This window comes from Enterobacter cloacae, assembly GCF_013375935.1.
Taxonomy (GTDB): domain Bacteria; phylum Pseudomonadota; class Gammaproteobacteria; order Enterobacterales; family Enterobacteriaceae; genus Enterobacter; species Enterobacter pasteurii.
The window spans coordinates 4,243,930-4,267,019 of sequence record NZ_CP056117.1; the positions used below are offsets into that span (position 1 = coordinate 4,243,930).

Annotated in this window: 21 protein-coding genes and 1 pseudogene; 4 read left to right on the forward strand and 18 right to left on the reverse strand. The window is 56.7% G+C overall.

Translation table 11 applies throughout. The features are described 5' to 3' along the window. The first annotated feature begins 55 nt into the window (after positions 1-55). Positions 56-1,069: an NAD-dependent epimerase/dehydratase family protein gene (locus tag HWQ14_RS19945; RefSeq protein ID WP_176610758.1), complete on the forward strand. Its 1,014-nt coding sequence runs from the start codon at positions 56-58 to the stop codon at positions 1,067-1,069. A gap of 531 nt (positions 1,070-1,600) precedes the next feature. Here HWQ14_RS19945 and HWQ14_RS19950 read toward each other — a convergent pair. From HWQ14_RS19950 to gspC, 15 genes are all read right to left on the reverse strand, one after another. After that, a complete protein-coding gene (locus tag HWQ14_RS19950; protein ID WP_176610759.1) occupies positions 1,601-3,442 on the reverse strand; it encodes a glycoside hydrolase family 19 protein in 1,842 nt (613 codons plus the stop codon). A 136-nt stretch (positions 3,443-3,578) separates the two neighbouring features. After that, the gene (iagB, locus tag HWQ14_RS19955) at positions 3,579-4,031 is read right to left on the reverse strand and encodes a type III secretion system invasion protein IagB (RefSeq protein ID WP_176610760.1); all 453 of its coding nucleotides are present in this window, start codon (positions 4,029-4,031) and stop codon (positions 3,579-3,581) included. A gap of 137 nt (positions 4,032-4,168) precedes the next feature. Next, positions 4,169-6,871 (reverse strand): glycosyl hydrolase family 18 protein, encoded by a 2,703-nt coding sequence (locus HWQ14_RS19960; protein WP_176610761.1) that lies wholly within the window; start codon positions 6,869-6,871, stop codon positions 4,169-4,171. 248 nt (positions 6,872-7,119) lie between these two features. Then, complete coding sequence (locus HWQ14_RS19965; protein ID WP_176610762.1) at positions 7,120-7,917, reverse strand: prepilin peptidase; 798 nt, start codon at positions 7,915-7,917, stop codon at positions 7,120-7,122. Further along, the gene (locus tag HWQ14_RS19970; protein WP_176610763.1) at positions 7,914-8,399 is read right to left on the reverse strand and encodes a type II secretion system protein M; all 486 of its coding nucleotides are present in this window, start codon (positions 8,397-8,399) and stop codon (positions 7,914-7,916) included. The genes HWQ14_RS19965 and HWQ14_RS19970 overlap by 4 nt, the downstream gene beginning before the upstream one ends. After that, positions 8,396-9,526: a type II secretion system protein GspL gene (gene gspL / locus HWQ14_RS19975; protein WP_176610764.1), complete on the reverse strand. Its 1,131-nt coding sequence runs from the start codon at positions 9,524-9,526 to the stop codon at positions 8,396-8,398. Before gspL ends, HWQ14_RS19970 begins: the two co-directional genes overlap by 4 nt. Before the next feature lie 15 nt (positions 9,527-9,541). After that, entirely contained in the window at positions 9,542-10,558 is a 1,017-nt protein-coding gene (gene gspK, locus HWQ14_RS19980; protein ID WP_176610765.1) for a type II secretion system minor pseudopilin GspK, read from the reverse strand. Then, the gene (gene gspJ, locus HWQ14_RS19985; RefSeq protein WP_176610766.1) at positions 10,555-11,229 is read right to left on the reverse strand and encodes a type II secretion system minor pseudopilin GspJ; all 675 of its coding nucleotides are present in this window, start codon (positions 11,227-11,229) and stop codon (positions 10,555-10,557) included. Before gspJ ends, gspK begins: the two co-directional genes overlap by 4 nt. Next, the gene (gspI, locus tag HWQ14_RS19990) at positions 11,222-11,599 is read right to left on the reverse strand and encodes a type II secretion system minor pseudopilin GspI (protein ID WP_148418734.1); all 378 of its coding nucleotides are present in this window, start codon (positions 11,597-11,599) and stop codon (positions 11,222-11,224) included. Before gspI ends, gspJ begins: the two co-directional genes overlap by 8 nt. Next, on the reverse strand, positions 11,592-12,077 hold the full coding sequence (gene gspH / locus HWQ14_RS19995; protein ID WP_148418733.1) for a type II secretion system minor pseudopilin GspH: 486 nt from the start codon (positions 12,075-12,077) through the stop codon (positions 11,592-11,594). The genes gspI and gspH overlap by 8 nt, the downstream gene beginning before the upstream one ends. Next, positions 12,077-12,526, reverse strand: coding sequence for a type II secretion system major pseudopilin GspG (gspG, locus tag HWQ14_RS20000; RefSeq protein ID WP_148418732.1), 450 nt, complete (start codon positions 12,524-12,526; stop codon positions 12,077-12,079). Before gspG ends, gspH begins: the two co-directional genes overlap by 1 nt. 2 nt (positions 12,527-12,528) lie before the next feature. Further along, entirely contained in the window at positions 12,529-13,737 is a 1,209-nt protein-coding gene (gene gspF, locus HWQ14_RS20005) for a type II secretion system inner membrane protein GspF (RefSeq protein ID WP_176610767.1), read from the reverse strand. Then, positions 13,737-15,215, reverse strand: a complete 1,479-nt coding sequence (gene gspE / locus HWQ14_RS20010) for a type II secretion system ATPase GspE (protein WP_176610768.1) — start codon at positions 15,213-15,215, stop codon at positions 13,737-13,739. Before gspE ends, gspF begins: the two co-directional genes overlap by 1 nt. Positions 15,216-15,228: 13 nt before the next feature. Then, positions 15,229-17,157, reverse strand: coding sequence for a type II secretion system secretin GspD (gene gspD / locus HWQ14_RS20015; protein WP_176610769.1), 1,929 nt, complete (start codon positions 17,155-17,157; stop codon positions 15,229-15,231). Positions 17,158-17,169: 12 nt separating this feature from the next. Then, complete coding sequence (gene gspC / locus HWQ14_RS20020) at positions 17,170-17,901, reverse strand: type II secretion system protein GspC (RefSeq protein ID WP_176610770.1); 732 nt, start codon at positions 17,899-17,901, stop codon at positions 17,170-17,172. 298 nt (positions 17,902-18,199) lie between these two features. Between gspC and HWQ14_RS20025 the strand changes: the two genes are divergently transcribed. Then, positions 18,200-19,753, forward strand: a complete 1,554-nt coding sequence (locus HWQ14_RS20025; RefSeq protein ID WP_176610771.1) for an ExeA family protein — start codon at positions 18,200-18,202, stop codon at positions 19,751-19,753. Next, on the forward strand, positions 19,753-20,355 hold the full coding sequence (locus HWQ14_RS20030) for a hypothetical protein (RefSeq protein WP_176610772.1): 603 nt from the start codon (positions 19,753-19,755) through the stop codon (positions 20,353-20,355). Before HWQ14_RS20025 ends, HWQ14_RS20030 begins: the two co-directional genes overlap by 1 nt. Here the strand turns inward: HWQ14_RS20030 and HWQ14_RS20035 are convergent. The 3 genes and pseudogenes from HWQ14_RS20035 to HWQ14_RS20045 form a co-directional block, all read right to left on the reverse strand. Next, positions 20,352-20,974: pseudogene (locus HWQ14_RS20035) on the reverse strand (helix-turn-helix domain-containing protein). The gene HWQ14_RS20030 and the pseudogene HWQ14_RS20035 overlap by 4 nt on opposite strands. A gap of 262 nt (positions 20,975-21,236) precedes the next feature. Beyond that, the gene (locus tag HWQ14_RS20040; protein ID WP_176610773.1) at positions 21,237-22,067 is read right to left on the reverse strand and encodes an N-acetylmuramoyl-L-alanine amidase; all 831 of its coding nucleotides are present in this window, start codon (positions 22,065-22,067) and stop codon (positions 21,237-21,239) included. Further along, the gene (locus HWQ14_RS20045) at positions 22,064-22,387 is read right to left on the reverse strand and encodes a heavy metal-binding domain-containing protein (RefSeq protein ID WP_148418723.1); all 324 of its coding nucleotides are present in this window, start codon (positions 22,385-22,387) and stop codon (positions 22,064-22,066) included. The genes HWQ14_RS20040 and HWQ14_RS20045 overlap by 4 nt, the downstream gene beginning before the upstream one ends. Positions 22,388-22,484: 97 nt before the next feature. Here HWQ14_RS20045 and HWQ14_RS20050 point away from each other — a divergent pair, with 97 nt between their 5' ends. After that, positions 22,485-23,003 (forward strand): lipoprotein, encoded by a 519-nt coding sequence (locus HWQ14_RS20050; protein ID WP_148418722.1) that lies wholly within the window; start codon positions 22,485-22,487, stop codon positions 23,001-23,003. Positions 23,004-23,090: the final 87 nt, after the last annotated feature.

Below are 23,090 nucleotides of genomic sequence, written 5' to 3' on the forward strand. Positions count from 1 at the left end.
CATCGTAATTCACGAAAGAATGCGCACGAAATTCTTTTCAACACAGTGGATTGTTATGAAGGTACTGGTTACCGGGGCGACCAGCGGCTTAGGCCGAAATGCGGTCGAGTTTCTGCGCAACAAGGGCATCAGCGTGAGGGCCACCGGTCGCAATGAGGCGATGGGCAAGCTTCTGCAAAAAATGGGCGCTGAATTTGTCCATGCCGATCTGACGGAGCTGGTCTCCTCTCAGGCTAAGGTGATGCTCGCCGGAATTGATACACTGTGGCACTGCTCCAGCTTTACCTCCCCGTGGGGCACGCAGGAAGCCTTCGATCTCGCTAACGTGCGCACCACGCGTCGTCTGGGCGAGTGGGCCGTCGCCTGGGGCGTGCGTAACTTTATCCATATCTCCTCTCCGTCGCTCTATTTCGACTATCACCACCATCGGGATATCCAGGAAGATTTCCGTCCGGCGCGTTTTGCCTGTGAATTTGCCCGCAGCAAGGCGGCCGGTGAAGAGGTGATCGACCTGCTGGCGCAGTCAAACCCGCATACCCGCTTTACGGTGCTGCGCCCACAGAGCCTGTTCGGGCCGCACGATAAAGTGTTCATTCCGCGACTGGCGCAGATGATGCACCATTACGGCAGCGTTCTCCTGCCGCGCGGCGGTGATGCGCTGGTTGACATGACCTATTACGAAAACGCCGTACACGCCATGTGGCTGGCGAGCCAGCCGGACTGCGATAAGCTGGCGTCGGGCCGCGCGTATAACATCACCAACGGCGAACCCTGCACGCTGCGCAGCATTGTGCAAAGGCTGATTGACGAGCTAAAAATCGACTGCCGCATTCGTTCCGTTCCATACCCGATGCTGGACATGATCGCCCGCAGCATGGAGCGCTTTGGCAGCAAATCGGCGAAGGAGCCTGCGCTGACCCACTACGGCGTATCTAAGCTGAATTTTGACTTCACGCTGGATATTTCGCGCGCGGAGAACGAGCTGGGGTATAAGCCGATTGTGACGCTGGATGAAGGAATTGTGCGCACCGCCGCGTGGCTGCGGGATCATGGGAAGCTGCATCGGTAGTTAATTGGGTGCGGCCTTGTGCCCTCACCCCGGCCCTCTCCCACAGGGTTGAGGGATCCCCCTAAAATAATGCCTGCACGGATGACCCCCTCTCCCTTGAGGGAGAGGGTTGGGGTGAGGGGGAACATATGGCTGTAGAGGTAATTCCGTTCACTTTATGTTCCTTGCTACTCTGTAACGGCATCACTTGTGAACGTGCCATGGCGGCTCAGTCGCCGCCGCCCTGGCGACCCGGGCTCCCGGCGGTAAATCGCCGCTTCGCGGTGCCCTCGGCTTATTCCTTCCGGCTTATCGGGGACGGGCGGATGTAACGTCCCTGTAAAGCCGCCCTCTCGGCGCATCCATGCGCCTCGCCCCGGCCTGCAGGAAACGCCTCAGCGATTTACAGCCGGACCAGGGCGTCGCTGACAGCCCTCAGTCATGCAGAAGCAACATTATTGCTTCTGCATTAAAAAATTACTGGGGATCTCTCAGCCCACAGGGAGAGGGCGTAAATACGAAAACGGCAACCTTTCGGTTGCCGTTTGCTGTTTATAATGCCGTCCAGGCTTCTGCCCATGCCAGGCCTGCACCTGGTTCATAGTACAGCGGTGCGTTGTTACACCAGCCGCTGTACGGGAACGGTTTGCACTGGAACAGTTTACCGTGGTTGTTCACGATATCGCCTGCGCCGTACTTGCTGTTCGCGCTCCACGCCGGATAATCGCCGGAAGTGCCTTCGTCATTAGACGGGGTGGCGGCTTTAGCTTTCACGTTCAGCAGGTAAGAGGTGGTGCTGCTCAGCTCGCCGTCGCTCACGGTCAGGCTGATTTCATACTGCTGCGCCGTTGTCGCTTCTGGCGCGCTGAAGGTCACAACCGCCTTATCATCGCCGGTAACGGTCTGGCCGTCCTGGGAACGCCAGGTATAGGTCAGCTTGTTGCCGTCTTCGTCGGTAGAGCCTTCCGCGCTCAGGGAGACCTGCGCACCGGCTTCAACCGCACCGATTGGACCGGCAATCTGCGCCACAGGCGCGTGGTTTACCACCGCCGGGATGTCATCCGGCACGGGTGCCGGGGTTTCATCCGGTGTAGGTGTCGGCGCTGGCGTCTCATCTTCAGACGGGGCTGGAGCAGGAGCCGGGGTTTCATCCGGTACGACCGCTGAACCGTCGTCGTTAACGATGTTCACGTTGAAGAACTTCTGTACACACTTGGTGTAGTCACCGTCTTTAAAGGCGCTGAACGGCGTCTGGTAACCCACCAGCTGGCAAGCGTAGGTCTTGCCGTCAGGGGTATCCGCGCTCCATCCCCAGTCCTGCTCCCAGTAGATCTTCAGCGCGCCTGCGCCACCTTCATCGAACTGCTTCATGTTGGCACAGCCAAGCACTTCGTCAGCCGGTACGGGGACTTTCAGGTAGTTAGCGAACTCTTTGTAGTATTTGATACGGTTCTGAGACTGGGCAATTTCAGTCGGACCGCCGCACTCTACGCCGCCGTTGATGATCTGGGTGGTCACGCCGAAGCCAGGGGCAAGGCCGTTGGCTTTATCGTGATCGTTCGGCTGCCAGGTGCCGTCGATAACCTGGAGCATGCTTGGTTTTGGCGGCTGTGGATAGGCGAAGAAGAAGATCGCGCTTGCCAGGTTCAGCCAGGTATCCGCCACCAGCTCAGGCTTGTCGAGCAGGACGCGAACGTCGCCGTACATCGCTTCAGAGAACGGGCCGTAGTTATAGTTGTAGGACAGCTGCTTGGCGCCGCGGCCGAAGTAGCTCAGGAAGTCGCCATCTTTGTCTTTACCGCACGGCCAGGTCTGACCCTGCCAGACGTCCGGGTTACATTCCCCGTTATAGCCGCCCTTCTGGCCTTCGCTCCAGCCCATCTCGCGCACGTAAACCAGCGCCTGACGCCATTCGGCTTCCGGACGCCAGCTTTCGTGTCCGCCGGTTTCCTGTGCGAAGTGAGCAAACATGGTTGCCAGCTCTTTACGGCAGATCGCCTCGCTGTCGCGGCCGTCGTTGTAGGTGTCGCACAGCGCCGGGAATTTACCCACGGCCTTCAGGAAGTTGCTGTAGCTGTAATCCTTCGCGCGCAGCGGGAACAGGTATTCCCAGTCGCTCTCTTTAAGGATCCCTTCAACGCGCTTCACGTTTGTCGGGTTGGCTGCACGGCCTGGCTCAATCTGCTCAACCTGAGCGTTGTCCAGCGTACGGATGGTATCCTTCACGGATTTCATCAGTGGGAAATCGGTGAGCTCTTTTTCCTTTTTAGCCAGATCGCTGGCTTTCATGGTGTAAGGCTCGCTGCTTTCCGCCTTCAGCATGGTGGCCTGAGCAATAACCGGTGCTACGCAGGCACCGGCAATAAGCACGCTCAGTAATGTCCTTTTATTCATCTCGGTTTTTCCTGTTAATTTCGATAAAATTAAATAAATCCAAACTTATTTATTAATCCGTTAATAAATAAACTCCAGACAGCTGTTTTTCATTTTCTGAAGAATACGTGCGGGTACTCTTCAAAAAAGAAAAAACTCACCAGTTGGTTTTGTCACGGGCCGCCAGTTTTAACTGCTGATACTTACGCCAGACCTTATGGGCATATACCATTCGCCTGGGGTAATTTTCTTTTTTAAGCCCGGCGTTATATGCGCCTACGGCTTCCCAGTTATACCCATAAACCTTGATCATACCCGACAGAATGGAGGCGCCAACCATAATGGAGGTGCAGGGTTCCGTCATCAGGCGATACTCGTTAATCCCCCGGCGCTCGAGCTCGGGAAAATGCGAGCTGTTAATTTGCATTAATCCGACATCGCGCGTTCCGTCATGATTGATGCCTACGGCGCGTGGGTTCATTCCCGATTCCACATTCGCGATGGCGTAGAGCAAAAACGGGTCAATATGGTAATACTGCGACGCTTTATTCCAGCAATTGGCAAACGCGCTATGGCTTAATAGCAGTAACAGAAACAGCAACCTTTTCATTATTCACCTGCGTGGTCGGTTTTTATTCTCCTCAAACACGTCCTGTTAAGTTTTTTGAATTTACTGACCACACCCGAAGCGGGGTGTGGTCAGTTATTGTGGGCTGATATCACACCCACAATTTCAGGCTCAGAAGATTATTTGCAGTCTGCTGACGCGCCTTCTTTCACCCATACATCGCTGTTGCCTGGTTTGTCACCCTTGGTCCACCATTTCGCGCGGTACTCGAAACCTTCATAGGTTGTCTTGTCACCACCGTTGTAGACCATGTCGGAGCGCCAGTTCATTTTCACCTGGCTGACCAGCTCCCATGCGTCGGCGTTAAAGCCAGGCTTGTTGCCCTGAGTCCAGTACTTCGCTTTCCATACCAGATTATCGGAGCTGACCATGTCGCCGTTGTTGTAGATTTTGCTGGATTCCCATGCCGCGTATTTGCTGGCATTGGCGTCAGCCGGGCTATCGCAGCTGCCGGTTGCAGTCCCTTCATCAGACGGCGTGTTACCTTCATCGGATGGCGTGTTGCCTTCGTCAGACGGGGTATTGTCTTCATCAGGCACAATCGGGGTAGCTTTCGGCGTTACGGTAACCTGCACGTTAGACTGTACGCTGGTTTTGCCGTCGCTTACGACAACGCTCAGGGTGTAGGTAGAGTCAGTCGTTACGTCCGGCGCGGTGATCTGTACGCTGGAGGTATCAGTACCGGTTGCGTGCATATCAGACGGAACGCTCCACGCGTAGGTCAGTGCATCACCGTCCGGATCCGCCGCCTGCACGTTCAGGGCAAACGTCTGACCGGCTTCCAGAGTCACGTTCTGCATCTGGTTAACGACCGGCGCCTGGTTGGCCTTCGGCGCTTTGTTCAGAACCTGCACGTCAGCGGTGCTGCTCAGGCCTTTCGCATCGGTCACGGTCAGACGGAACGCCAGGGTCTGGTTGCTGGTCACAGCGCCTACGGAGAAGGTCGCTTTCGCTTTGGTGCTGTTGGTCAGGGTAACGCTTGGGCCAGAGATCTGGGTCCACTTGTAGGTCAGCGCATCGCCATCAGGATCGGTTGACGCAGAGCCATCCAGGGTTACGGAAGCAGGACCGGTCACGGTTTGATCCGCCGCGGAAGCAACAGGCGCATGGTTGGTCACCACCGGCTCTGGCGTAACGCTACCCATCAGGCTTTCGTTCATCGCGTTCAGGATGTCGCCGTTATCGGAGTCGATAGACCACGCGAACAGGCCGCCCAGGTTTTTCGCCAGAACGTACTTGCCTTTAGCCGTTGTGGAACGGGCATCTTCATAAGAGATCAGCTCGCCGGTGGATTTGTTGAATACGTATGGCGCTTCAGCGTCTGCGTCGTAGCCGTATTCCCAGCCTGGCTTGCCCTTGTACTCGTTCACAATCTGGCGATAGTCAACCACGCCAGGTTCCCAGGTGCCTTTCACGCCGCCAGTCGCGGTACCGGTGAACGGGTTGTTACCGGTATAGCCGTGAACGCCAGTCCAGCCGCGACCGTACATGCCTGCACCCACGACGATTTTGCCTGGCTGTACGCCCTGCTCCAGCAGCGCGTTAACGCCATTTTCGGTGGTGTAGTTGGTCTCCGGACGCCATGCTGGCGCATGCAGCGCGGCCTGGTGACCCAGATCGGTCATGCTCCACGCGCCGTAGAAGTCGTAGCTCATCAGGAAGATGTGATCGAGGTACTGCTGCGCCGTGGTGTAGTCCACGTCTTCGATCTTATCTTTACCCGCGCCGATGGCGCTGGTCAGCTCATAGGTACGGCCGGTTTCAGCGGACAGGTCGTTCAGCATGGTGCGCAGCTCGTGCATCAGCGCGGTATAGGTTGCTTTATCCACCTGCGGGTTGCCCAGCGATTCATTCACGCCGCCGCCGCCCGGGAATTCCCAGTCGATATCCACGCCGTCGAAGAATTTCCAGGTTTTCAGGAAGTCTTTAACAGAGGAGACGAAACGTGCGCGGATGGCGGTATCGTTCATGTGGTGGAACGGATCGGACATGGTCCAGCCGCCGATGGATGGCAGGATCTTCAGGTCAGGATGGGCTTTTTTCAGCGCCATCAGCTGGCCGAAGTTGCCTTTGTACGGGTCGTCCCAGTTAGACACGCCGGACTGTGGTTTCTGCAGCGCAGCCCACGGGTCATGGATAGCCACGGTGAAGTCAGGGCGGCCCGCGCAGGCTTTTTGCAGGTTGGCGAAGCTGTTGCCGTTTTCAACGGTTTTCAGACCGTCGTTAATGCCGTCGCCGCCGCAGATTGGAATGAAGCCGTACAGGATGTGGTTCAGGTTAGACGCAGGGATTTTATCCACCGGGAAGTTACGGCCATATACGCCCCATTCAGGGAAGTAAGCGGCAACCACTTTATCGGTATGTTTTGCGAAGGTTTTGTTGTTTTCCTGCAGCGGGGTATTCAGCGGCAGGAGGTGGCTACCGTCGGTATCGGCCACGACGATCAGCTTGCTTGCGCTTTTGGTACAGCCGCTGTTGTTACAGAGCTCAACCTGCTCCTGGTAGCGACCGCCTTTTTTCACCTTGAAGGTGGCGGAACCGGATGCGCCGGCAGCACCGGACCATACGGTTTTGCCGTCCAGCAGCACTTTACCGGAGGTAGGCGCGTCGCCGCTCCAGACGTTCCACTCAACCTTAACGTCGACGCCGTCGTTATGCACCTTAACGAGGTTACCGTAGTCCACTACCGCCTGATCCACTTCAACGATAGCAAATTTGTCGTTACCGCTGCTGATTGAAGGCGTACCCGGCGCTGCGGCGAATGCAGAGCCGGAAACGGCTGCTACAAAGAGCGCCAGATAAGTAGGCTTCATAAATTTCATTATTAATTCCTGATAATATTATTTGCGAAAATTAAAACAACCATGCTTTCCATATCGCATGGGCGAGTACTGAATATATTATTTAACTAAAACCAAGAGTCATTTTTAATTATTCTAATAATATCCTCCATAAAATAGACATGAGCGATAATCCTTACAGCTTGTGCTTATAACAATACGCCGGGAATCCATATAAGTCCTTTCATTCCCTTGCCGAAAAAACTTTAAAAAAAACTTGACCAGTTAAATCAGAATGTGAATTGCAGCGTCTGTAGAATAAAAATAACCAATCCCGCCAGTGACAGCATCGGGCCGAATGGGAGGATATTCTGTTTATTAACGGATTTATAAAAAAGACAATACAGCGCAATACCGCTTAACGCCGCGGCAAGTAACAGTGAGGGCAATGCCTGCCAGCCGCACCATGCGCCCAGCGCAGCCAGCAGCTTGAAGTCGCCATAGCCTAATCCTTCGCGGCCCGTCGTCAGGCGAAATCCCCAGTAGAGCAGCCACAGGGACAGGTAACCCGCCACCGCGCCAGACACGGCATCCGTCAGGGGCAGCGTATGGCAAAACGCGTGATACAGCAGGCCAGCCCAGAGCAGCGGCTGGGTCAGACAGTCCGGCAGAAGCAGATGTTTTGCATCGATGGTGGCGAGCGGCAGCAGGCCGCACCACAGCACCCACAGCGCTAGCAGGCCCGCCAGCGACGGCGCAAACGCCGCCGTCAGGGCAAAAAAGAGCGCGCTCGACAGCTCAAGAAACAACAGCCGCACCGGTATCGCCGCTTTACAGCAGCGGCACCGGCCGCGCAGGGCGCACCAGCTCAGAACAGGAATATTCTCCCACCACGAGAGGCGATGCGAACACGCCGGGCAGTGAGACGCCGGAAAAAGCAGGTTACCCGCCCCCTCCTCTTCTTTTACAAGCGGAGGAATACGCTCTGCCACTACCCCTAAAAAGCTGCCGATAATGCTCCCCAGCGCGCCGCTCATCAGGCACAGCGCGGGCAGATTGCCAGTCTGAAGCAGCATCAGCGGGTTCATGCCACTTTCGCCCAGGACAGTTTAATCTGTGCCTTCACGTCGCTGAGATGATCCACCGGGACAAGATCCATTTTTTCCAGACGTACGCCGGAGGTTAAATTCACTTCCCTGAGCCAGTTTTTCAGTTCATACACGTTAATTCTGTCGATATTAAACGTCATAGACTGGCCGTCCTGCTGAATATTGCTCAGGCTAATGTGGATCTCTTTCGCGCTTTCTTCCACCACGCTGCGGGGATTACTGGTTTTTACTACTTTGGCCTGAAGATGGTTTTTATTAATTTCTGCACGCATCCAGTTCAGGGTCTGCTTTTGTTTCTGCAGCGTGCTGCGTTCATTTTTAATAATATTATCCAGAGGCGTCATCACCCCGTACCAGATAATGGCGCAGCAAAGCGCCGCCCCGCACGCTGCAAACAGTTTTCGCTCGCGCGGGCTATAGTTCCGGTAGCGGGCCTTTAATTGTCCTATTTTCTCTTTCATTTATATTTCCCTGTGATGATGGCAGCATAGGGCGCCTCACTGGAAACCGGCTGCAGCGTAAAGTCGAAGGTATCACTGGCCTTATTGACGAACGCCTGTAACGCAGCGGGATCCGTGGCGCTAATGTTCAGCGTCAGCTGATTCTGCGTGTCGTCATAGCCGACTTCACTCAGTTCAACCGAAGGGAGAGAGGCTTTGATCTGCTCCAGCGCGTCCAGCTGAAGAAAGACGCCTTTTTTCTCTTTCTTAATGTTCTGTCCGAAGTGGTACTTAAGGTTGGTCTTCTGCCGGAGGGTTGGAAAATAGTGCTGCGCCAGTTCAACCATCTGCTGGCGGGCCAGGTTTTCCTGATGGGCCAGCATCCAGGCCATGCCGATGCGGGGGCCAAGCAGCAGCCCCAGGCTCAGTACCGCCACGGCGGCGACAGCCGATTTCGGATAACGGAAACCGCCATGCGTTCCGCCGGCTAAGAATTCACCGTGCAGCAGGTTCGCCCTGCAGCTTTTCCACTGCGGCTGGATCAGCACCAGCGGGTGCTGCCAGGCCAGCTTTTCATCCACCTGCACGCCCGCAGGCGCATCGCCGTAGCAGACGCGCACACCCACGCCCTGCTGGCTTAACAGCAGCGGCAGCAGCCCGGCGTCGGTTTCACAGGCGCCAGACGGCGAGTAACGCATCCAGTAACCGTCATCGGTTGAGACCAGCGTAGTGCCACCGTCCTTTACCGGGAGCAGGAACGCATCCGGCAGTACCTGCACCACCGTCAGCCCGGCGTCAGCGCAGCGGTTAAGCCAGTAACGGAGGCGGTCGGCATCAATCGCGACGGCGTCCACTTCCCGTCCTTTCCTGTTCAGCACCGTCCAGTGAAGGTTGTCCACGTCGCCGATCAGCGTCTCTTCCGCCAGCCAGGAAAATTCGGCGCCGCCTTTTTTGGGCAGCGTGAAGTGACGAAAGATCATCTCGCTGGCGGGCAGCAGCAGGCACACCCTGGCGGCCAGCGCGTTTTCCGCGAGATCCGCCAGGGACGCCAGCCCCCGCAGCTGTTCCACGTGCTCGCTACCGGACTCGCACCACATTATGTTCCCGTCCTCGCGCGTGTCGGGACGAATAAAAAGCACCTGTTTCATAGAGTTCGTCTTGTGTTATTCAACCATTCGGTAGCGACGTTGCCAGGTAATCACCTTCCCGGCTTCATTATCAACATGAAGCTGGCTGACGACGCGCAGCGTTAAATCATCGGTATTGCCGGTGCTGTTGACCCGGAAATAATTACTGTTCACCGCCAGAAACGCCTGCACCTGCCTGAGGGCGTCTTTGGTCTGCGGATAATTCGTCTCCAGCTCTTTCAGAAACGCCTCCATCGACTCCCAGCCCTCTTCCGGGCGGGAGGCAAGTAGCCGCGTGGCTTCATCAACGCTGAGCGAGCCGACAAACAGCGCCGACAGCAGCGGCGCCTGTTCTTCCGTGAGCGTATTGACATCCACCTTGCTGGCGCTGTCGGGTAACGCGCACAGCACCTTACTGACCCTGCCGTATGCCGACGCCGGAAACGCGGGCAGCAGCTTTAGCTCTCCCGCGGTGCGCATCATCTGGTTCGCGGGCTGCCGGGCAGGCTCAACGCCGGCCCAGGCGTCCGCCTCCAGCCCCTCTTTGGCCGTGGTGGTATCGCCATCGAGATAGTCCAGCAACTGCTGGTAAATCTCCTCTGCGTCCCCGGAGGAAATGCCGCTGTCGGCCAGCAGCTGCTCGACGATGCGCTCTTTCACCGGCTTTTCCGGCAGCGCCCCCGCCGCCTGGGCGGCGGGCGTCGGATCGGCGGCCAGTAAATTGTTCACGTTAAAGCAGGTCTGGGCGTCCGCAATCTGGCTCACCACGGTGAAGTTTTCGCCTTCGGTTTCAACCGGCTCTGTCCACTCGCCCTTCGGCGACAGCCCCTTGCTCTCGCCGCTGGCGTAGGTCTGGAGCCGATCTTCAATCGCTTTTTGCTGGCTCTGAATGGACCAGCGCAGCTGCTGCTGGCTTACCTGATAACGGGTTTTCTGAAGGTTGCGGCAGAACTGCTGGCTGATTTTGGCGGCCAGCGCCGACATCATGACCAGCAAAATTAGCACCACCAGCAGCGCGACGCCGCGCTGTTTTCGAACCGATTTTCCGCTCATTTTTTCTCTCCTGACGGGGCGGTTACCGGCTGCGGCTGTGCTGGCGTCGCCGCATCGGCAGGCGTCGCAGGCGCTGGTTCTTTTGGCGCATCCGGCGCGGCTGGCGCGTCCGGCACGTCACCCGGCGTGGTAAAGACCCAGCGCCAGGTATCGCCATTCTCCATGGTCAGCAGCAGCTCCACGCCGTCCGGCTGATGCGCCGTATCGGTCCATTTGTCCAGCCAGCTCGCCTTCCAGAAGCGCCACGACGCCTCTTTGACGTCGCTGAGGATCGGCACCTCTTCCGGCTTCGCCTCCTCAGGAGCATCGATGACCGGCCAGATGTCCCGCCACAGCTTTTTGTCCTTAAGCCGCCAGCGCACGCGCTCAAGCTGGACCTGGCCGCTCACGCCGTTCAGCGTGGTCAGCTCCAGCGCGTCGTCATGCTGCACGAAAACCTCAGGCTCGTTGCGCGGGGCACGCGCCTGAAGCTGAAAGAAATCACGCTCCAGCAGGTTATAGGCGCGCTGAAGCTGGTTTAACCGGGTGGCCGCTACGTCGGTTGCGTTCGACGTGCGCATGGCCCCGTCGAGGATCTGCCACGCCAGGGTGCTGATGACCGCGAAGATGGTCAGCGCAATCATGATCTCCAGCAGCGTAAAGCCCTGCTGACGCTGAACGTGCTTACTCATTTACCTCTCCGGGTTCTGTCACCTGCAGGGTAATTACCGGCTTATCTTCCTCGCCCTCTGCATACACCTGCACGTCGTCGGCAAAGCGATTTTCCGCAGTCCTGACCCGCTGCCTGCGCCAGGTCCAGCTTCTGCCGCCCATCGTCTCCGTACCGGACTGCATCGCGTCCGGGAACGGCGTATTGCTCAGCCGGGCTTCCGCCAGCTGGTTTTCCGCCACCCAGCTGGCCTGGAGCGTATCGCCCAGGCCGTGAGTGAAGCGCACGTTCAGCGAGACGGAATTCATCAGCGCCAGCGCGGCGGTGGAGAAGATGACCAGGGCGACCATCACCTCCAGCAGGGTCATCCCCCGTTCTTTGCGTTTAGCCATCGTTCTCTACCGAAACAGGAGAAGCCCCCTGCGACACCACGCGAAAGCGCTGCTTTTTATCGAAGCTCTGCAGAGAAAGCGTGAAGCGGCTAATCTCCCCGTCCGGCAAAAAGACAATCTGCGGCGTCGCGTCCGTTGTCGCGGCCATGCGCTGCGGTGACAGCGAGACGTGCATCTCTTCCGGGAACTGGCCGTGGGTGATGATGCGCCCGGCGGTTAAGGGCTCCCAGCGGCGCTCGCCCTCTTTTCCGGCCCAGGTCACCAGCTGATATTCTGAGGTGGTGAGCACCAGCCCGACGATATTGCCGTCCATCACCGCACGGTCTGAACCATATTCAACGAGGGCTTTAAGCTGCTGACCGAAAATATCCGCGCCGCTGCGCGATGGAATAGTTGACACCACCATCATGGCGCAGGAGGCAAATATCACCAGCGCCAGAATAATTTCCAGTAAGGTAAACCCACGTTGCTTATTCATTACTTCTCTTTTTTATCTAAAGACCAGTTGGTAATATCATCAGCCGTATTGGCTTCGGCATCCGGGCCTGCGGAGAAAACATCCACCGCACCGTGTTCACCAGGGCTAACCAGAATATAATCATTCCCCCACGGATCTTCCGGCAGGCGGCGAATATAGCCATCGTCACGGTAGTTTTTCGGGATGGGCGCGATGTCGGGTTTAGTGACCAGCGCCTGCAGGCCCTGCTCCGTCGTGGGGTAGCGGTGGTTATCCAGCTTGTACATATCCAGAGAGCCTTCCAGCGCTACAATATCGCTGGTCGCTTTCTGGGCATCGGCCTTTTCTTTATTCCCCATCAAGTTTGGCACCACCATACTGGCGAGCACCCCAAGAATAACGATGACCACCATTAATTCGAGCAGCGTAAACCCGGCCTGACCTTTCAGGCTGTTTCGTTTTAAAGCCATATTTAACCCACCATATTATTGAGCTGAAGAAGCGGCTGTAATATTGACAGTACGATAAATAAAACTACCGTCGCCATTGTCACCACCAGCGCCGGTTCAAATACCGACAGCGTTAACGTAATTCGATGCTGTAATGCCGATTCCTGATTTTCCGCGGCGCGATCCATTAATGAACCCAATTCCCCGCTCTCTTCGCCGGAGGCAATCATGTACAGCATGGTCGGCGGAAAGAGCTTTGCCTGATCCAGAGCGTTATACAGCGACGCCCCCTGGCGCACGGTATCCGCCGCCTGCTCCAGCACCTGCCGGGCATGGAGGTTCTCGATGCCGTCCATTGCGATATACATGCCCTCCAGCAGCGGCACGCTGCTGGCCTGGAGGATGCTGAGCGTGCGGATATAGCGCGCGCTGTTGATGGCGCAGACCAGCTTTTTGATCGGCGAGCCATTCACCAGCCAGCTGTGCCAGCGAAAGCGGTTCGCCGCCTTCTTCACCCACGCCTTAAAGCCCACGATTGCGCCAAACAGGCCACCCGCGATGTAGATCCCGTACGCCTGCAGGAAATCACTCACCGCAATCAGCGTGCGGGTGGTGATCGGCAGCTGCTGTTTCATATGCACAAACTGCTCGATTACCTGCGGCACTACGGCCACCAGCAGGATGGAGATCACCGCCACGGCAACCACAGTCAGGGTGATCGGATAAACCATCGCCTGCGTCAGCTTGCTTTTCATCTTCTGACGCTGCTCGTTGTATTCCGCCAGCTTCTCCAGCACATCGCCGAGATGGCCGGTTTTTTCCCCGGCCATCACCAGCGTGCAGTACAGCTTGTCGAAGGTGCGCGGGAACTGGCTGAAGGCGTCAAAGAGCGTATGGCCCTCCACCACCTTCTCGCGGATCTCCGTCACCATCGCCGCCAGCTTTTTGTCTTCCGTCTGCTTTGAAATGGCCTTCAGGGCGCTTTCCAGCGGCAGCGACGCGTTAACCAGCGTCGACAGCTGGCGGGTAAACATCGACAGCACCGGCGTGGAGAGCTTAGCCCCGGTTTTCGCTTTTCCGGCCGTCGACGTTTCACGGGTTTCGGTGATGGTGAGCGGCATCAGCTTCTGCTCGCGCAGCGACTGGCGCACCTGCTTCGGCCCTTCCGCCTGCAGCGTGCCGCGCCGGGTTTTCCCCGCGGCATCGGTGGCGGTCCACGCGTAAAAAGCCATTATTCATCGCCCCCACGCTCGGCGGTCACGCGCATCACCTCTTCGAGCGACGTGATGCCGCTGATAACCTTCAGCAGCCCGTTTTCGCGCAGGCTGTAGGCCTGCCTGAAAAGCTCGGTCTCAATGGACATTTCATCTTTGTCTTCGTGAATGGCGCGGCGCATGGCGCTGTCGACCACCAGAAACTCGTGAATGCCCGCGCGCCCCTGATACCCGCTCTGGCGGCAGTGCTCGCAGCCAGCGGCGCGGTAGATGGCCTTCGGCGGCTTATCCATAAAGCTAAACAGCGCTTTTTCATTGTCATCCAGCGGACTGGTGGTACGGCAGTGCGGACACAGCCGACGCACCAGACGCTGGGCAATGACGCCGAGTAGCGACGAACCGATCAAAAAGGACTCGAGGCCCATATCCCGCAGGCGGGTGATGGCCCCCGCCGCACTGTTGGTGTGCAGCGTAGACATGACCAGGTGACCGGTAAGCGACGCCTGCACCGCGATTTGCGCGGTTTCGCCGTCACGAATTTCCCCGATCATCACCACGTCCGGATCCTGACGCAAAATGGCGCGCAGGCCGCGGGCAAAGGTCATGTCCACGCGCGGGTTGACCTGCGTCTGCCCCACCCCTTCCAGCTCGTATTCAATCGGATCTTCAACGGTCAGGATGTTGCGTTCATGCCCGTTGAGCGCCGACAGAATGGCGTACAGGGTGGTACTTTTACCGGAGCCTGTCGGCCCGGTGACGAGGATAATGCCGTGCGGGCGGCCGATCAGCCCTTTCAGTTTTTCCAGCTCTTCATCGATAAGCCCGAGCTTGTTGATGTCCGGCTTCAGGTTGCTCTTATCGAGCAGGCGCATAACGACGCGCTCGCCGTACTGAGACGGAATGGTCGACACGCGCACGTCGATGGCCTTGCGGCCGATGCGCAGCGAGATACGGCCATCCTGCGGCAGACGTTTCTCCGCGATGTCCAGCTTTGACATAACCTTGATACGCGACACCAGCAGCGGCGCCAGCTTCCGCGCGGGCTGCAGTACCGGGCGCAGCACGCCGTCAACGCGAAAGCGAATGCTGAGCGTGCGCTCGAAGGTTTCGATGTGTATATCCGACGCCCCGTCTTTTACCGCTTCGCCGAGAATGGCGTTGATCAGGCGGATCACCGGCGAATTTTCGTCGTTATCCAGCAGATCTTCGTTGTCCGGGATCTCCTCGGTTAACGCCATCAGATCGATATCGGCATCCATATCGTCCACCAGCTGCTGCGAAACGCCGCTGTTCTGCTGCCAGATTTTGGCCAGCATCTCGTCAAACGCTTCCGCGCTCAGGGCCTGGGGCTCAAACGTGCGCCCCAGCACCCGGCGCATCTCCAGCAGGGCAAACGCGGGCACGTCCTCGCGAATATAGACCGCGTCGTTCCAGTAAAGGATACCGTTGTCTTTCGCATAGCCGCTGGTGCAGAGCTGTTTCGTCAGTTCATCCACGCGTCACCTCCCCCTACTCTTTGAAGGGATTGCGGGTGGTGGCAGGTGCGCTCACGCCGACCGGCTGAGAATGATCCTGCTTTGGATAGGCAGGCAGGACGGCGTTATCGGTGTTCTCAACGATGCCGAGCTTTTTCTCCTCCAGGCGCTGCCGCTGGCGCGCGCGGATCTGGTCGCATTTCTCCTTCGTCGCCGCGCTGTAGTTGTCGTCATCGCGCAGCACGGTGGTATGGATGAACACCATCAGATTGCGCTTCGACGTATCCTCCGAGGTATAGCGGAACAGCTGTCCCACCAGCGGCAGATCGCCCAGCAGCGGCACTTTCGACACGTTCTGTTTGCTGACGTTTTCCATCAGACCGCCCAGCACCACCGTCTGGCCGCTGTGGACCATCACTTCGTTATTGATGGTGCGGGTATTGAAGGTTGGGCCCAGGCTGGCGTCTTCGGTGGCGCTGGCGTCAACGCTGGAGACTTCCTGCTCGATCTTAAGGTGGATCATGTCCCCGTCGTTGATCTGCGGAACAATCTTCAGCTTGGTACCGACGGTTTTACGCTCAACCGAGTTAAAGACGTTGTCGCCGCTGGTGGTCTGGGAACCCGACAGTACCGGCACGTCCTGACCCACGTTGAACGACGCCTCTTTGTTATCCAGCGTCACCACGCTTGGCGTGGAGAGAATATCGTTCTTGCCGCTGGTGGAGAGCGCGGTCAGCAGCGCGCCATAGTCACCGTTAAAGAAGCCGGTCGCCAGGCCGGTAAAGGAAGCCCCTTTCATCGTGCCGTTTTTGATCTGGCTAATGGGCAGACCGGTAGATCCGAACTGCACGCCGCCGTGCTTGCCGGTCCACTGCACGCCTAAATCCATGCCGTTACCGTCCTGTACTTCGGCGATGATGGCTTCCACCAGCACCTGCGGACGGCGAATATCCAGCTTGTCGATCACCTTCTCCAGCGAGTTCATGACGTTTGGCTGGGCGGTGATCACCAGGGAGTTGGTGGACTCATCGGCGGTGATGTTCAGCTCGCTGCTGGTGGTTGCGGTTTTGCTTTTCGGCGTACCGGCTTTGTCCTTCAGCTGCTCGCCAATACCGGTCAGCACCGGCACCACCTTCGTGGCGTTGGCGTACTTCAGGTAGAAGACGCGGGTATTACCCTCGTTGTTCTGCTCGCGATCGAGCTGGCCAATCAGCGAGCGGGTACGCGCGCGCGCGTCTTCGCTACCGCTGATCACCAGGCTATTGGTTTCATCATCGGCCACCACCTTGGTCGCCAGCTGCGGCGCGTTCTGCCCCTTCTGCTCCTCGTTGTTGAGGTTGTTCAGCATATCGGAAAGCTCTTTGGCGGAGGCATAGCGCAGAGGCACAATTTCGCGACGCTGCATGCCGGAACGATCTACGCGCTCAACCAGATCTACCAGCCGGTTCACCACCGAGGCTTTACCGGTTAACAGCAGCACGTTAGATGGTTCAAAGTGGACCACGTTACCGATCCCCGAGGCATCGTTCAGCTGGCGCAGCAGCGGTGCCAGCTCGCGCACGGGGACATTCTCCATGCGCACCACGCGGGTGATGATCTCATCCCCTTTGCCCGGGTTTTTACTGTCGGCCACCGGAACGCCCGCGGTCCGCGCCACGCTTGAACGCACCACTTTGACCATGCCGTTATCCATCGGAATAACCGACAGGCCATAGAGATCCAGCACGCTCAGGAAGAACTGATAATATTCCTCTTCCGTCAGCACGTTGTAGGTTCTGACCGAGACGGTGCCCTGAACGGACGGGTCGACCAGAATCGTTTTATTCAGATTGCGACTTACCGTATCGATAAATTCGCGGATATCGGTATTTTTAAAACTGGCGCTAAAGTTAGCTGCGAGCAGCGAACTGGAATATAACGACAATGCGGTCAGCGCCACGCACGCCCAAGGAAATTTCTTCATGATTTACACTTGTTAATTGTTTAGAACATTAACCCGAATATTTTCAAGGTGAGCGTGCCGTCTGACGACGACCTCCGCTTCTTTCATTTTCGACCAGTTGGCGATAATATTTTTCGCCTGCGCTTCTTTCGTCATATCGACGTCATTGATTTTCACCACCACGTCGCCCCGTTCCAGCCCTGTACTGCTGTAAAAAGGAGACGCATTCCGTGGATTAATATTAAAGCCCTCCAGCTGGCCCTTATCGACTAACGGCTTTAACACCAGATAATCATCGAGATGCAGGCTGTCCGCGCCCGCGTCTTTTTTCGATTTCGTTACCGGTCCGCTCTCTGCGCCACCCTTAAAATATGGCGGTTGCTTAAGGGCCAGCTTCTGCTCTACCCCCTCATACTTCACCACCACGTTATCTTTATTTATTTCATCGACATAGGCGTTATCATAGCCAACCAGCGGCTCCCCTTCCCGATAGCTCTGCTGGCCTGCGGGCGTCTTGATAACGGCAAAGGACAGCCAGGACTCATCGCTGCTGATGATGCCCTCGATTTCGGCGGAAAGCGGGGCTTTTGCGGCGGCGGGCATCTCGCTTTGACGCACCGCTGCGGTGAAAAGCCCGAAAGGTTTCTGAACGTCACGTTTTTGGAGCGGAGACTGTTCAGCTTTCGCTAACTTATTCGTGACCTTCTTATATTCTTTATAAACGACGTAACCCTGCTGGCTGCAAAAAATCAGCATAACGAGCATGATGCAGGGCGTCATTAGCCTGGAAAGGAATGCGTTCCTCATTATTTATCTGGCCTTTAGCAAAGCAGAAATAAGCAGCGATGCGCTGCATGACGTAGTGGGCAAATAATAGTAAGCCTGCTAACGAGCAACCAGTTGCTTCGCCATCAACTTTAATGAAGAAAATGATTGACCGGAAAAAAGACGAGTGTTAGAGGCTGATAGCAGGTTATTTTTACTCTGGCGTTAAATTGACCAGGGGAAGACATTACCTTACTTTCCGTCCATTGCTATTAAAGAGAAGAGACGGTCAGTCGCTATGTATCAGAGCCATTTTAAATTCACCACCCCTCCGTTCAGAAAAATTACCCGCAGGTCGGGTGATTTTCTCGTGCCTTATCATCAGGACGTGTTCAATCTTCTGAAAGAAAAAAGCCAGCAGGCAGGGATCACCGGGCTCTTTTACCACGACAATGAGCTGCTGGGGCAGTTCAGCGATGCGCTGAAGGCCAGCAGCAACGCCGTCATTTCCGTTAATGCGTTTCCAAAGCTGAGCGCCAGCAGCCTGCTGTTCAAGCTCAACCCTTCGGCACAGGAGAAGCATAAACGCCAGGCGGTCGACGCCATTATTCGCCAGTGGCGAGAGGCAAAGTCATCCCGTAAGGTGCTGGTGATTACCCACGCGCAGGCGATGAAAGCCAGCGGGTATGACGTGCTGGGCATGCTGCTCACGCGCGCCCAGGAGCTGGAGGTGCGTCTGTCCATCGTCCTGATGGGCAGCGGCGATGTGGATATGGCGCTAAAAAATTCCGCATTGCAGGAATTTGTGCTGACCTGCCACACCCTTCGCGGGCTGGTCTGTCGTGAATACCTGAGCTATGTGCAGGCTCAGTGCGAAGAGCACGGCGCAGAGACATCGCCGCTGACGCCCGCCCGCGTGAAAAAGATCCACACCCTGACTAAGGGCAACGTCTGCAAGCTGAACCAGCTGGCGCATCTGGCCATGCTGGCGGCGTGGACCGAGCGCGCACCGACCGTCGGGCCGCGTCATTTGCGTCTGGCCACCGGTGAAGTGCTTCCGGCACCGAAGCGCGGCAAGACGCTGGCCTCGGTCGGGCTGTTTGCCTCCGTTCTCTTCGCCGCCTGCGGCTGGATGATGACGTCGTCCATCACGGCAAAACTGCCGGTTGCTCTCCCGGTGCCCGCCGCCTGGAAACAGCAGGTCAAAACGCCAGAGGCGCCGGCGCTGCCGGTCATCGAGAACGAGGTGGTTAACCAGCCTGATGCCATGCATCAGCTGTACGCCATGTGGGGATATGACGCCTCCGCAGAGGATGCGCTTTGCCAGAACGCGGCAAAAGTGAACCTGATGTGTAAGCAGGGCACCGCCACGCTGGCGGCGCTGGAAGCCGTAGGGTATCCCTGGGTGAGTGAACTTAAAACGGGCGACCATATTAACTACGCGGTGGTCGCCCGGGCAGGAAAAACGTCGCTGGATCTGCTCATGAACAACCGGACCTGGCAGGTGAGCCGTGCATGGTATAACCAGCACGCCACGGGTGAGTACACCCTCCTCCACCGCCTGACGCCGTCCGGCAAAGATGAAATCACCGCCGCCAGCGACGGTAACGATCTGCAATGGCTTGATCGGCAGCTGAGCCTGGCGCTGGGCGAAAGCGAAACGCACGACAGGCGCTGGACGGCGGAGCTGATGAAGCGCACCCGCGATTTCCAGGCGAAGATGCATCTTCACGTCGACGGCATTCCGGGCGAAGACACGCTGATGCAGCTGATGCGCGAAACCCACATTGCGCCGAGCGTCCTGATTCAGGCCTCGCAGGCCACCCCGACCACGCAAGAGAAGCACGCATAATGTCTACTATCTGTCTCGCTGCCCAGCGCAGCTATACCACCGGGCAACCGGTCTGGTTTTCCTGGCGACTGCCCTCGTTCAGTAAGATCGTCAGCGTCTTCGCGCTCTGGTGTCTGGGAGCGTGCGCGCTGATCGTCGCCGGGCTTTACGCGCACGTGTACTGGAACCTGCGTCACCCTGCACCGGAGATTAAAAAAGCCAGCGTCGCGAAGCCAGAAACGGGCCTGTCGGATATGCATTATATCTATGTGACGAAGCCGTTCCCGCACCCCGAGCCGCAGCCGGTGAAAGTGCAGCAGGATTTACCGCCGTTAGAGACTATGCCGCTAAACAATGAAGAAAATGACTGGCAGCAGGCTCCCGATGGGGCGTTACCGGAGAGTTCCGTCGCGCACGACACCTCACGCGATACCTTACCCGGTACCGAAGCCCACGCGCGGGCTACGGATCCTGACCATGACGGTGCGTTAAAAGCGATGTTGATGCAGGCGCTGAAAGAACAACAGCAGGATATTTCGCAGGGAAAAGTGCCTGCGCCACCGGTTGATGAAACGCAGAGTGCGTCTCCTTCCGGCATGAAAGGAGACGCAGGAGGGGATTAGTATTTTTCGGGTAAGGTCGTCAGGCTAAGCAGCCGTCCTTTCTCTACCACGATATATTGACCTTTTTGAGATCGGAGAGAATTTTAATGATGGTGCTGCGCGCCAGGTTGGTGTATTCCTGAATATAATCATAAATATTAATGTCGCGCTGGTGCTGGACAATCAGTTCATTAATTTCAATTAAGAACTCACGCACGACGGAATAAGCGCTGCGGGCCACTAGAACATCGTCACGTTTGCTGAGCATGCAAATATACCATGCCAATACTTTGGTTAACTGAGGCCATAACCCATGCTGGGTCATTAAACGGTTAAATTCTTCTTTATTGATCGTGCGTACAACCGTATTGCTGCGTACCACGCCGTGCATATGGGCTGAATTATAAAAAATAGCGGAGAGACCGAAGATGCATTGCCCTTGCAGGGTAAACATGCATAAATCATCAGAGGTGCGGCGGAACTCAATTTCACCGCTAATGATAATATGAATGTTATCAGAATTAGCCGTTGATATTTTTTGCCATTTTTTTAACGTTTTCTCTTCATGTCCAGACGTTGCTAAAACTATGGCGTTCATTTCATCATAAGGACGTGTTTTCTTACCGAAAATACTTAACATTGTTATACCCAATTAAGATGTTAGAATGTGTAATTGCTCGACAAATAAAGATATTGTCGCGAAATGAGTTTTGTATTCTTTTAAAAATCAAAAAAACCAAACGAGAGCTGTTTTTTTAATTTGATTCATGCTGTGAATCGATGAATCCATCTTAAATGAGGGCGATTTTAAATCAATTAACTTAAAATGAATTGAGAATTTACTTAAGGTTAATCCGATGATTAATCATGAAAACGTACTCCTTCAGGGGTAATCCTGAGGATTACCCCTGCCCGTATTTCTCTAAAAGCGCTTCGGCAATGGCCATCGTTTCCATATCTGCAGTGCCGTTCCATAGCTGGGGACGGAAATGCATCTGGAACACCATAATGATGCGCTTCTGCTGCTCTGGCGTGCTGTTTTCAGGCACCTCGTAGCCGTAGCGCGCCAGCAGATCGAGCAACGCCGCGGTATCCACCGGCTGATAGCGTGGCCGCCCGTTGAGGTAGAAATTCACGCGCGCCGGATCGGGCCAGGCACCGATGCCGTGGCTCGCCAGCTCGCGCCACGGGAACAACGGGCCAGGATCGTCTTTACGCTGCGGGGCAATGTCGGCATGGGCCACGACGTTCTGCGGCTTAATGTCGTAACGGGCAATGATGTCTCTGGCGAGAGGGATCAGCGCCGCGATTTGCGCCGGCTCAAAGGGCGTGAAGGTTTTGACGCCGTCGCTTTTCTGCCAGCCGCGGTTTTCCAGCTCAATGCCGACGGACGTATCATTTATACGGTTGGTGCCGCGCCAGAAGCTGATGCCGGCATGCCAGGCCAGCTCGCTCTCCGGCACCAGCTGCCAGATGCGCGGTTTGCCCGCCGGGGCGGGGGGCCTGGCGGGGATAAGATAGTGCGAGCTGACGTTTTTATCGGTCAGGGTCGCAAGCGACGTGTCGAAATCGTCCGCGGTGTAGTGGATCACCAGCACCTTTATACGCGGGTATGCCGCCTGCGCCTGATGGCGCGTATCCAGCTCGTAAGCACCTTTATCAACGATGCCTTTTTCCTGGGCGCATCCTGCCAGCAGCAAGGCCAGCAGGAGGGGCAAGAGCGAACGCTTCATCGGCGGGTTTTTACCGCCGTGCCGCTTACGCTCACCATCAGCATGCTGGCATCTTTACCGACCGTTTCGTAGTCAATATCAATACCCACCACCGCATCCGCACCCAGCGCTTTGGCCTGCTCGCCCAGCTCCTGAAACGCGATGTCTCGGGCTTTGCGCAGCTCTTTTTCGTACGCGCCGGAACGTCCGCCAACGATGTCGCGAATGCCGGCAAAGAAGTCACGGAAGATGTTTGCACCCAGTATTGCCTCACCGGTGACCACGCCGCAGTATTCGACGATCTGCTGTCCTTCCAGGGTTGGGGTTGTTGAAAACTGCATACTTTCTCTCCTTCTTTAACGTTCAATGCGTTAGCTACAGCATTATCGGTCCGTTACGCTATGATTGAAAGGATAGTTAATAAATAAGGAAATCAACATGCGCTACTCTGCTTTAACGCTTTTAGTGCCATGCGCGCTGGTGCTCAGCGCCTGCACCACTCCGGTCACGCCGGCCTTTAAGGATATCGGAACCCGCAGCGGCCCCTGCATCGAGGGCGGCCCGGACGCCGTGGCGCAACAATTCTATGATTACCGCATTCAGCACCGCGGCAATGACCTCACCGCCCTGCGCCCGTACCTGAGCGATAGCCTGGCGAAGCTGCTTAACGACGCTTCCCGCGATCCGCAGCATAACGCGCTGCTCTCATCCGATCCGTTCTCCAGCCGCGCCACGCTGCCGGACAGCGCTGAGGTTGCCAGCGCGTCCACGATCCCAAATACCGACGCGCGCAACATACCGCTGCGTGTGAAGCTCACGCAGGGCACCCAGACCTGGCAGGATGAAGTGCTGATGATCCGCGAAGGCCAGTGCTGGGCCGTCGATGATGTCCGTTACGTTGGCGGCAGCGTTCACGCCCCGGCAGGCACCCTTCGCCAGTCGATTGAGAACCGCTAACTCATCGTTAAATAAACGTTAACCCCGTAAAATGTCCGGCATTTCAGGCGGAATGCCGACATTTATTCTCGCCCCCCCTTCCCCTTC

Bases quoted from the DNA above. Each gene is read 5' to 3' on its own strand.
- gspI (WP_148418734.1), bottom strand. From the start codon at position 11,599: ATGGCTAAACGCAAAGAACGGGGGATGACCCTGCTGGAGGTGATGGTC.
- HWQ14_RS20050 (WP_148418722.1), top strand. From the start codon at position 22,485: ATGCGCTACTCTGCTTTAACGCTTTTAGTGCCATGCGCGCTGGTGCTC.
- gspJ (WP_176610766.1), bottom strand. From the start codon at position 11,229: ATGAGTAAGCACGTTCAGCGTCAGCAGGGCTTTACGCTGCTGGAGATC.
- HWQ14_RS19965 (WP_176610762.1), bottom strand. From the start codon at position 7,917: ATGAACCCGCTGATGCTGCTTCAGACTGGCAATCTGCCCGCGCTGTGC.
- HWQ14_RS19970 (WP_176610763.1), bottom strand. From the start codon at position 8,399: ATGAAAGAGAAAATAGGACAATTAAAGGCCCGCTACCGGAACTATAGC.
- HWQ14_RS20045 (WP_148418723.1), bottom strand. From the start codon at position 22,387: ATGCAGTTTTCAACAACCCCAACCCTGGAAGGACAGCAGATCGTCGAA.
- HWQ14_RS19960 (WP_176610761.1), bottom strand. From the start codon at position 6,871: ATGAAATTTATGAAGCCTACTTATCTGGCGCTCTTTGTAGCAGCCGTT.
- gspG (WP_148418732.1), bottom strand. From the start codon at position 12,526: ATGGCTTTAAAACGAAACAGCCTGAAAGGTCAGGCCGGGTTTACGCTG.
- gspL (WP_176610764.1), bottom strand. From the start codon at position 9,526: ATGAAACAGGTGCTTTTTATTCGTCCCGACACGCGCGAGGACGGGAAC.
- gspD (WP_176610769.1), bottom strand. From the start codon at position 17,157: ATGAAGAAATTTCCTTGGGCGTGCGTGGCGCTGACCGCATTGTCGTTA.
- HWQ14_RS20040 (WP_176610773.1), bottom strand. From the start codon at position 22,067: ATGAAGCGTTCGCTCTTGCCCCTCCTGCTGGCCTTGCTGCTGGCAGGA.
- gspF (WP_176610767.1), bottom strand. From the start codon at position 13,737: ATGGCTTTTTACGCGTGGACCGCCACCGATGCCGCGGGGAAAACCCGG.
- HWQ14_RS20030 (WP_176610772.1), top strand. From the start codon at position 19,753: ATGTCTACTATCTGTCTCGCTGCCCAGCGCAGCTATACCACCGGGCAA.
- HWQ14_RS20025 (WP_176610771.1), top strand. From the start codon at position 18,200: ATGTATCAGAGCCATTTTAAATTCACCACCCCTCCGTTCAGAAAAATT.
- HWQ14_RS19945 (WP_176610758.1), top strand. From the start codon at position 56: ATGAAGGTACTGGTTACCGGGGCGACCAGCGGCTTAGGCCGAAATGCG.
- gspK (WP_176610765.1), bottom strand. From the start codon at position 10,558: ATGAGCGGAAAATCGGTTCGAAAACAGCGCGGCGTCGCGCTGCTGGTG.
- gspC (WP_176610770.1), bottom strand. From the start codon at position 17,901: ATGCTCGTTATGCTGATTTTTTGCAGCCAGCAGGGTTACGTCGTTTAT.
- gspH (WP_148418733.1), bottom strand. From the start codon at position 12,077: ATGAATAAGCAACGTGGGTTTACCTTACTGGAAATTATTCTGGCGCTG.
- iagB (WP_176610760.1), bottom strand. From the start codon at position 4,031: ATGAAAAGGTTGCTGTTTCTGTTACTGCTATTAAGCCATAGCGCGTTT.
- HWQ14_RS19950 (WP_176610759.1), bottom strand. From the start codon at position 3,442: ATGAATAAAAGGACATTACTGAGCGTGCTTATTGCCGGTGCCTGCGTA.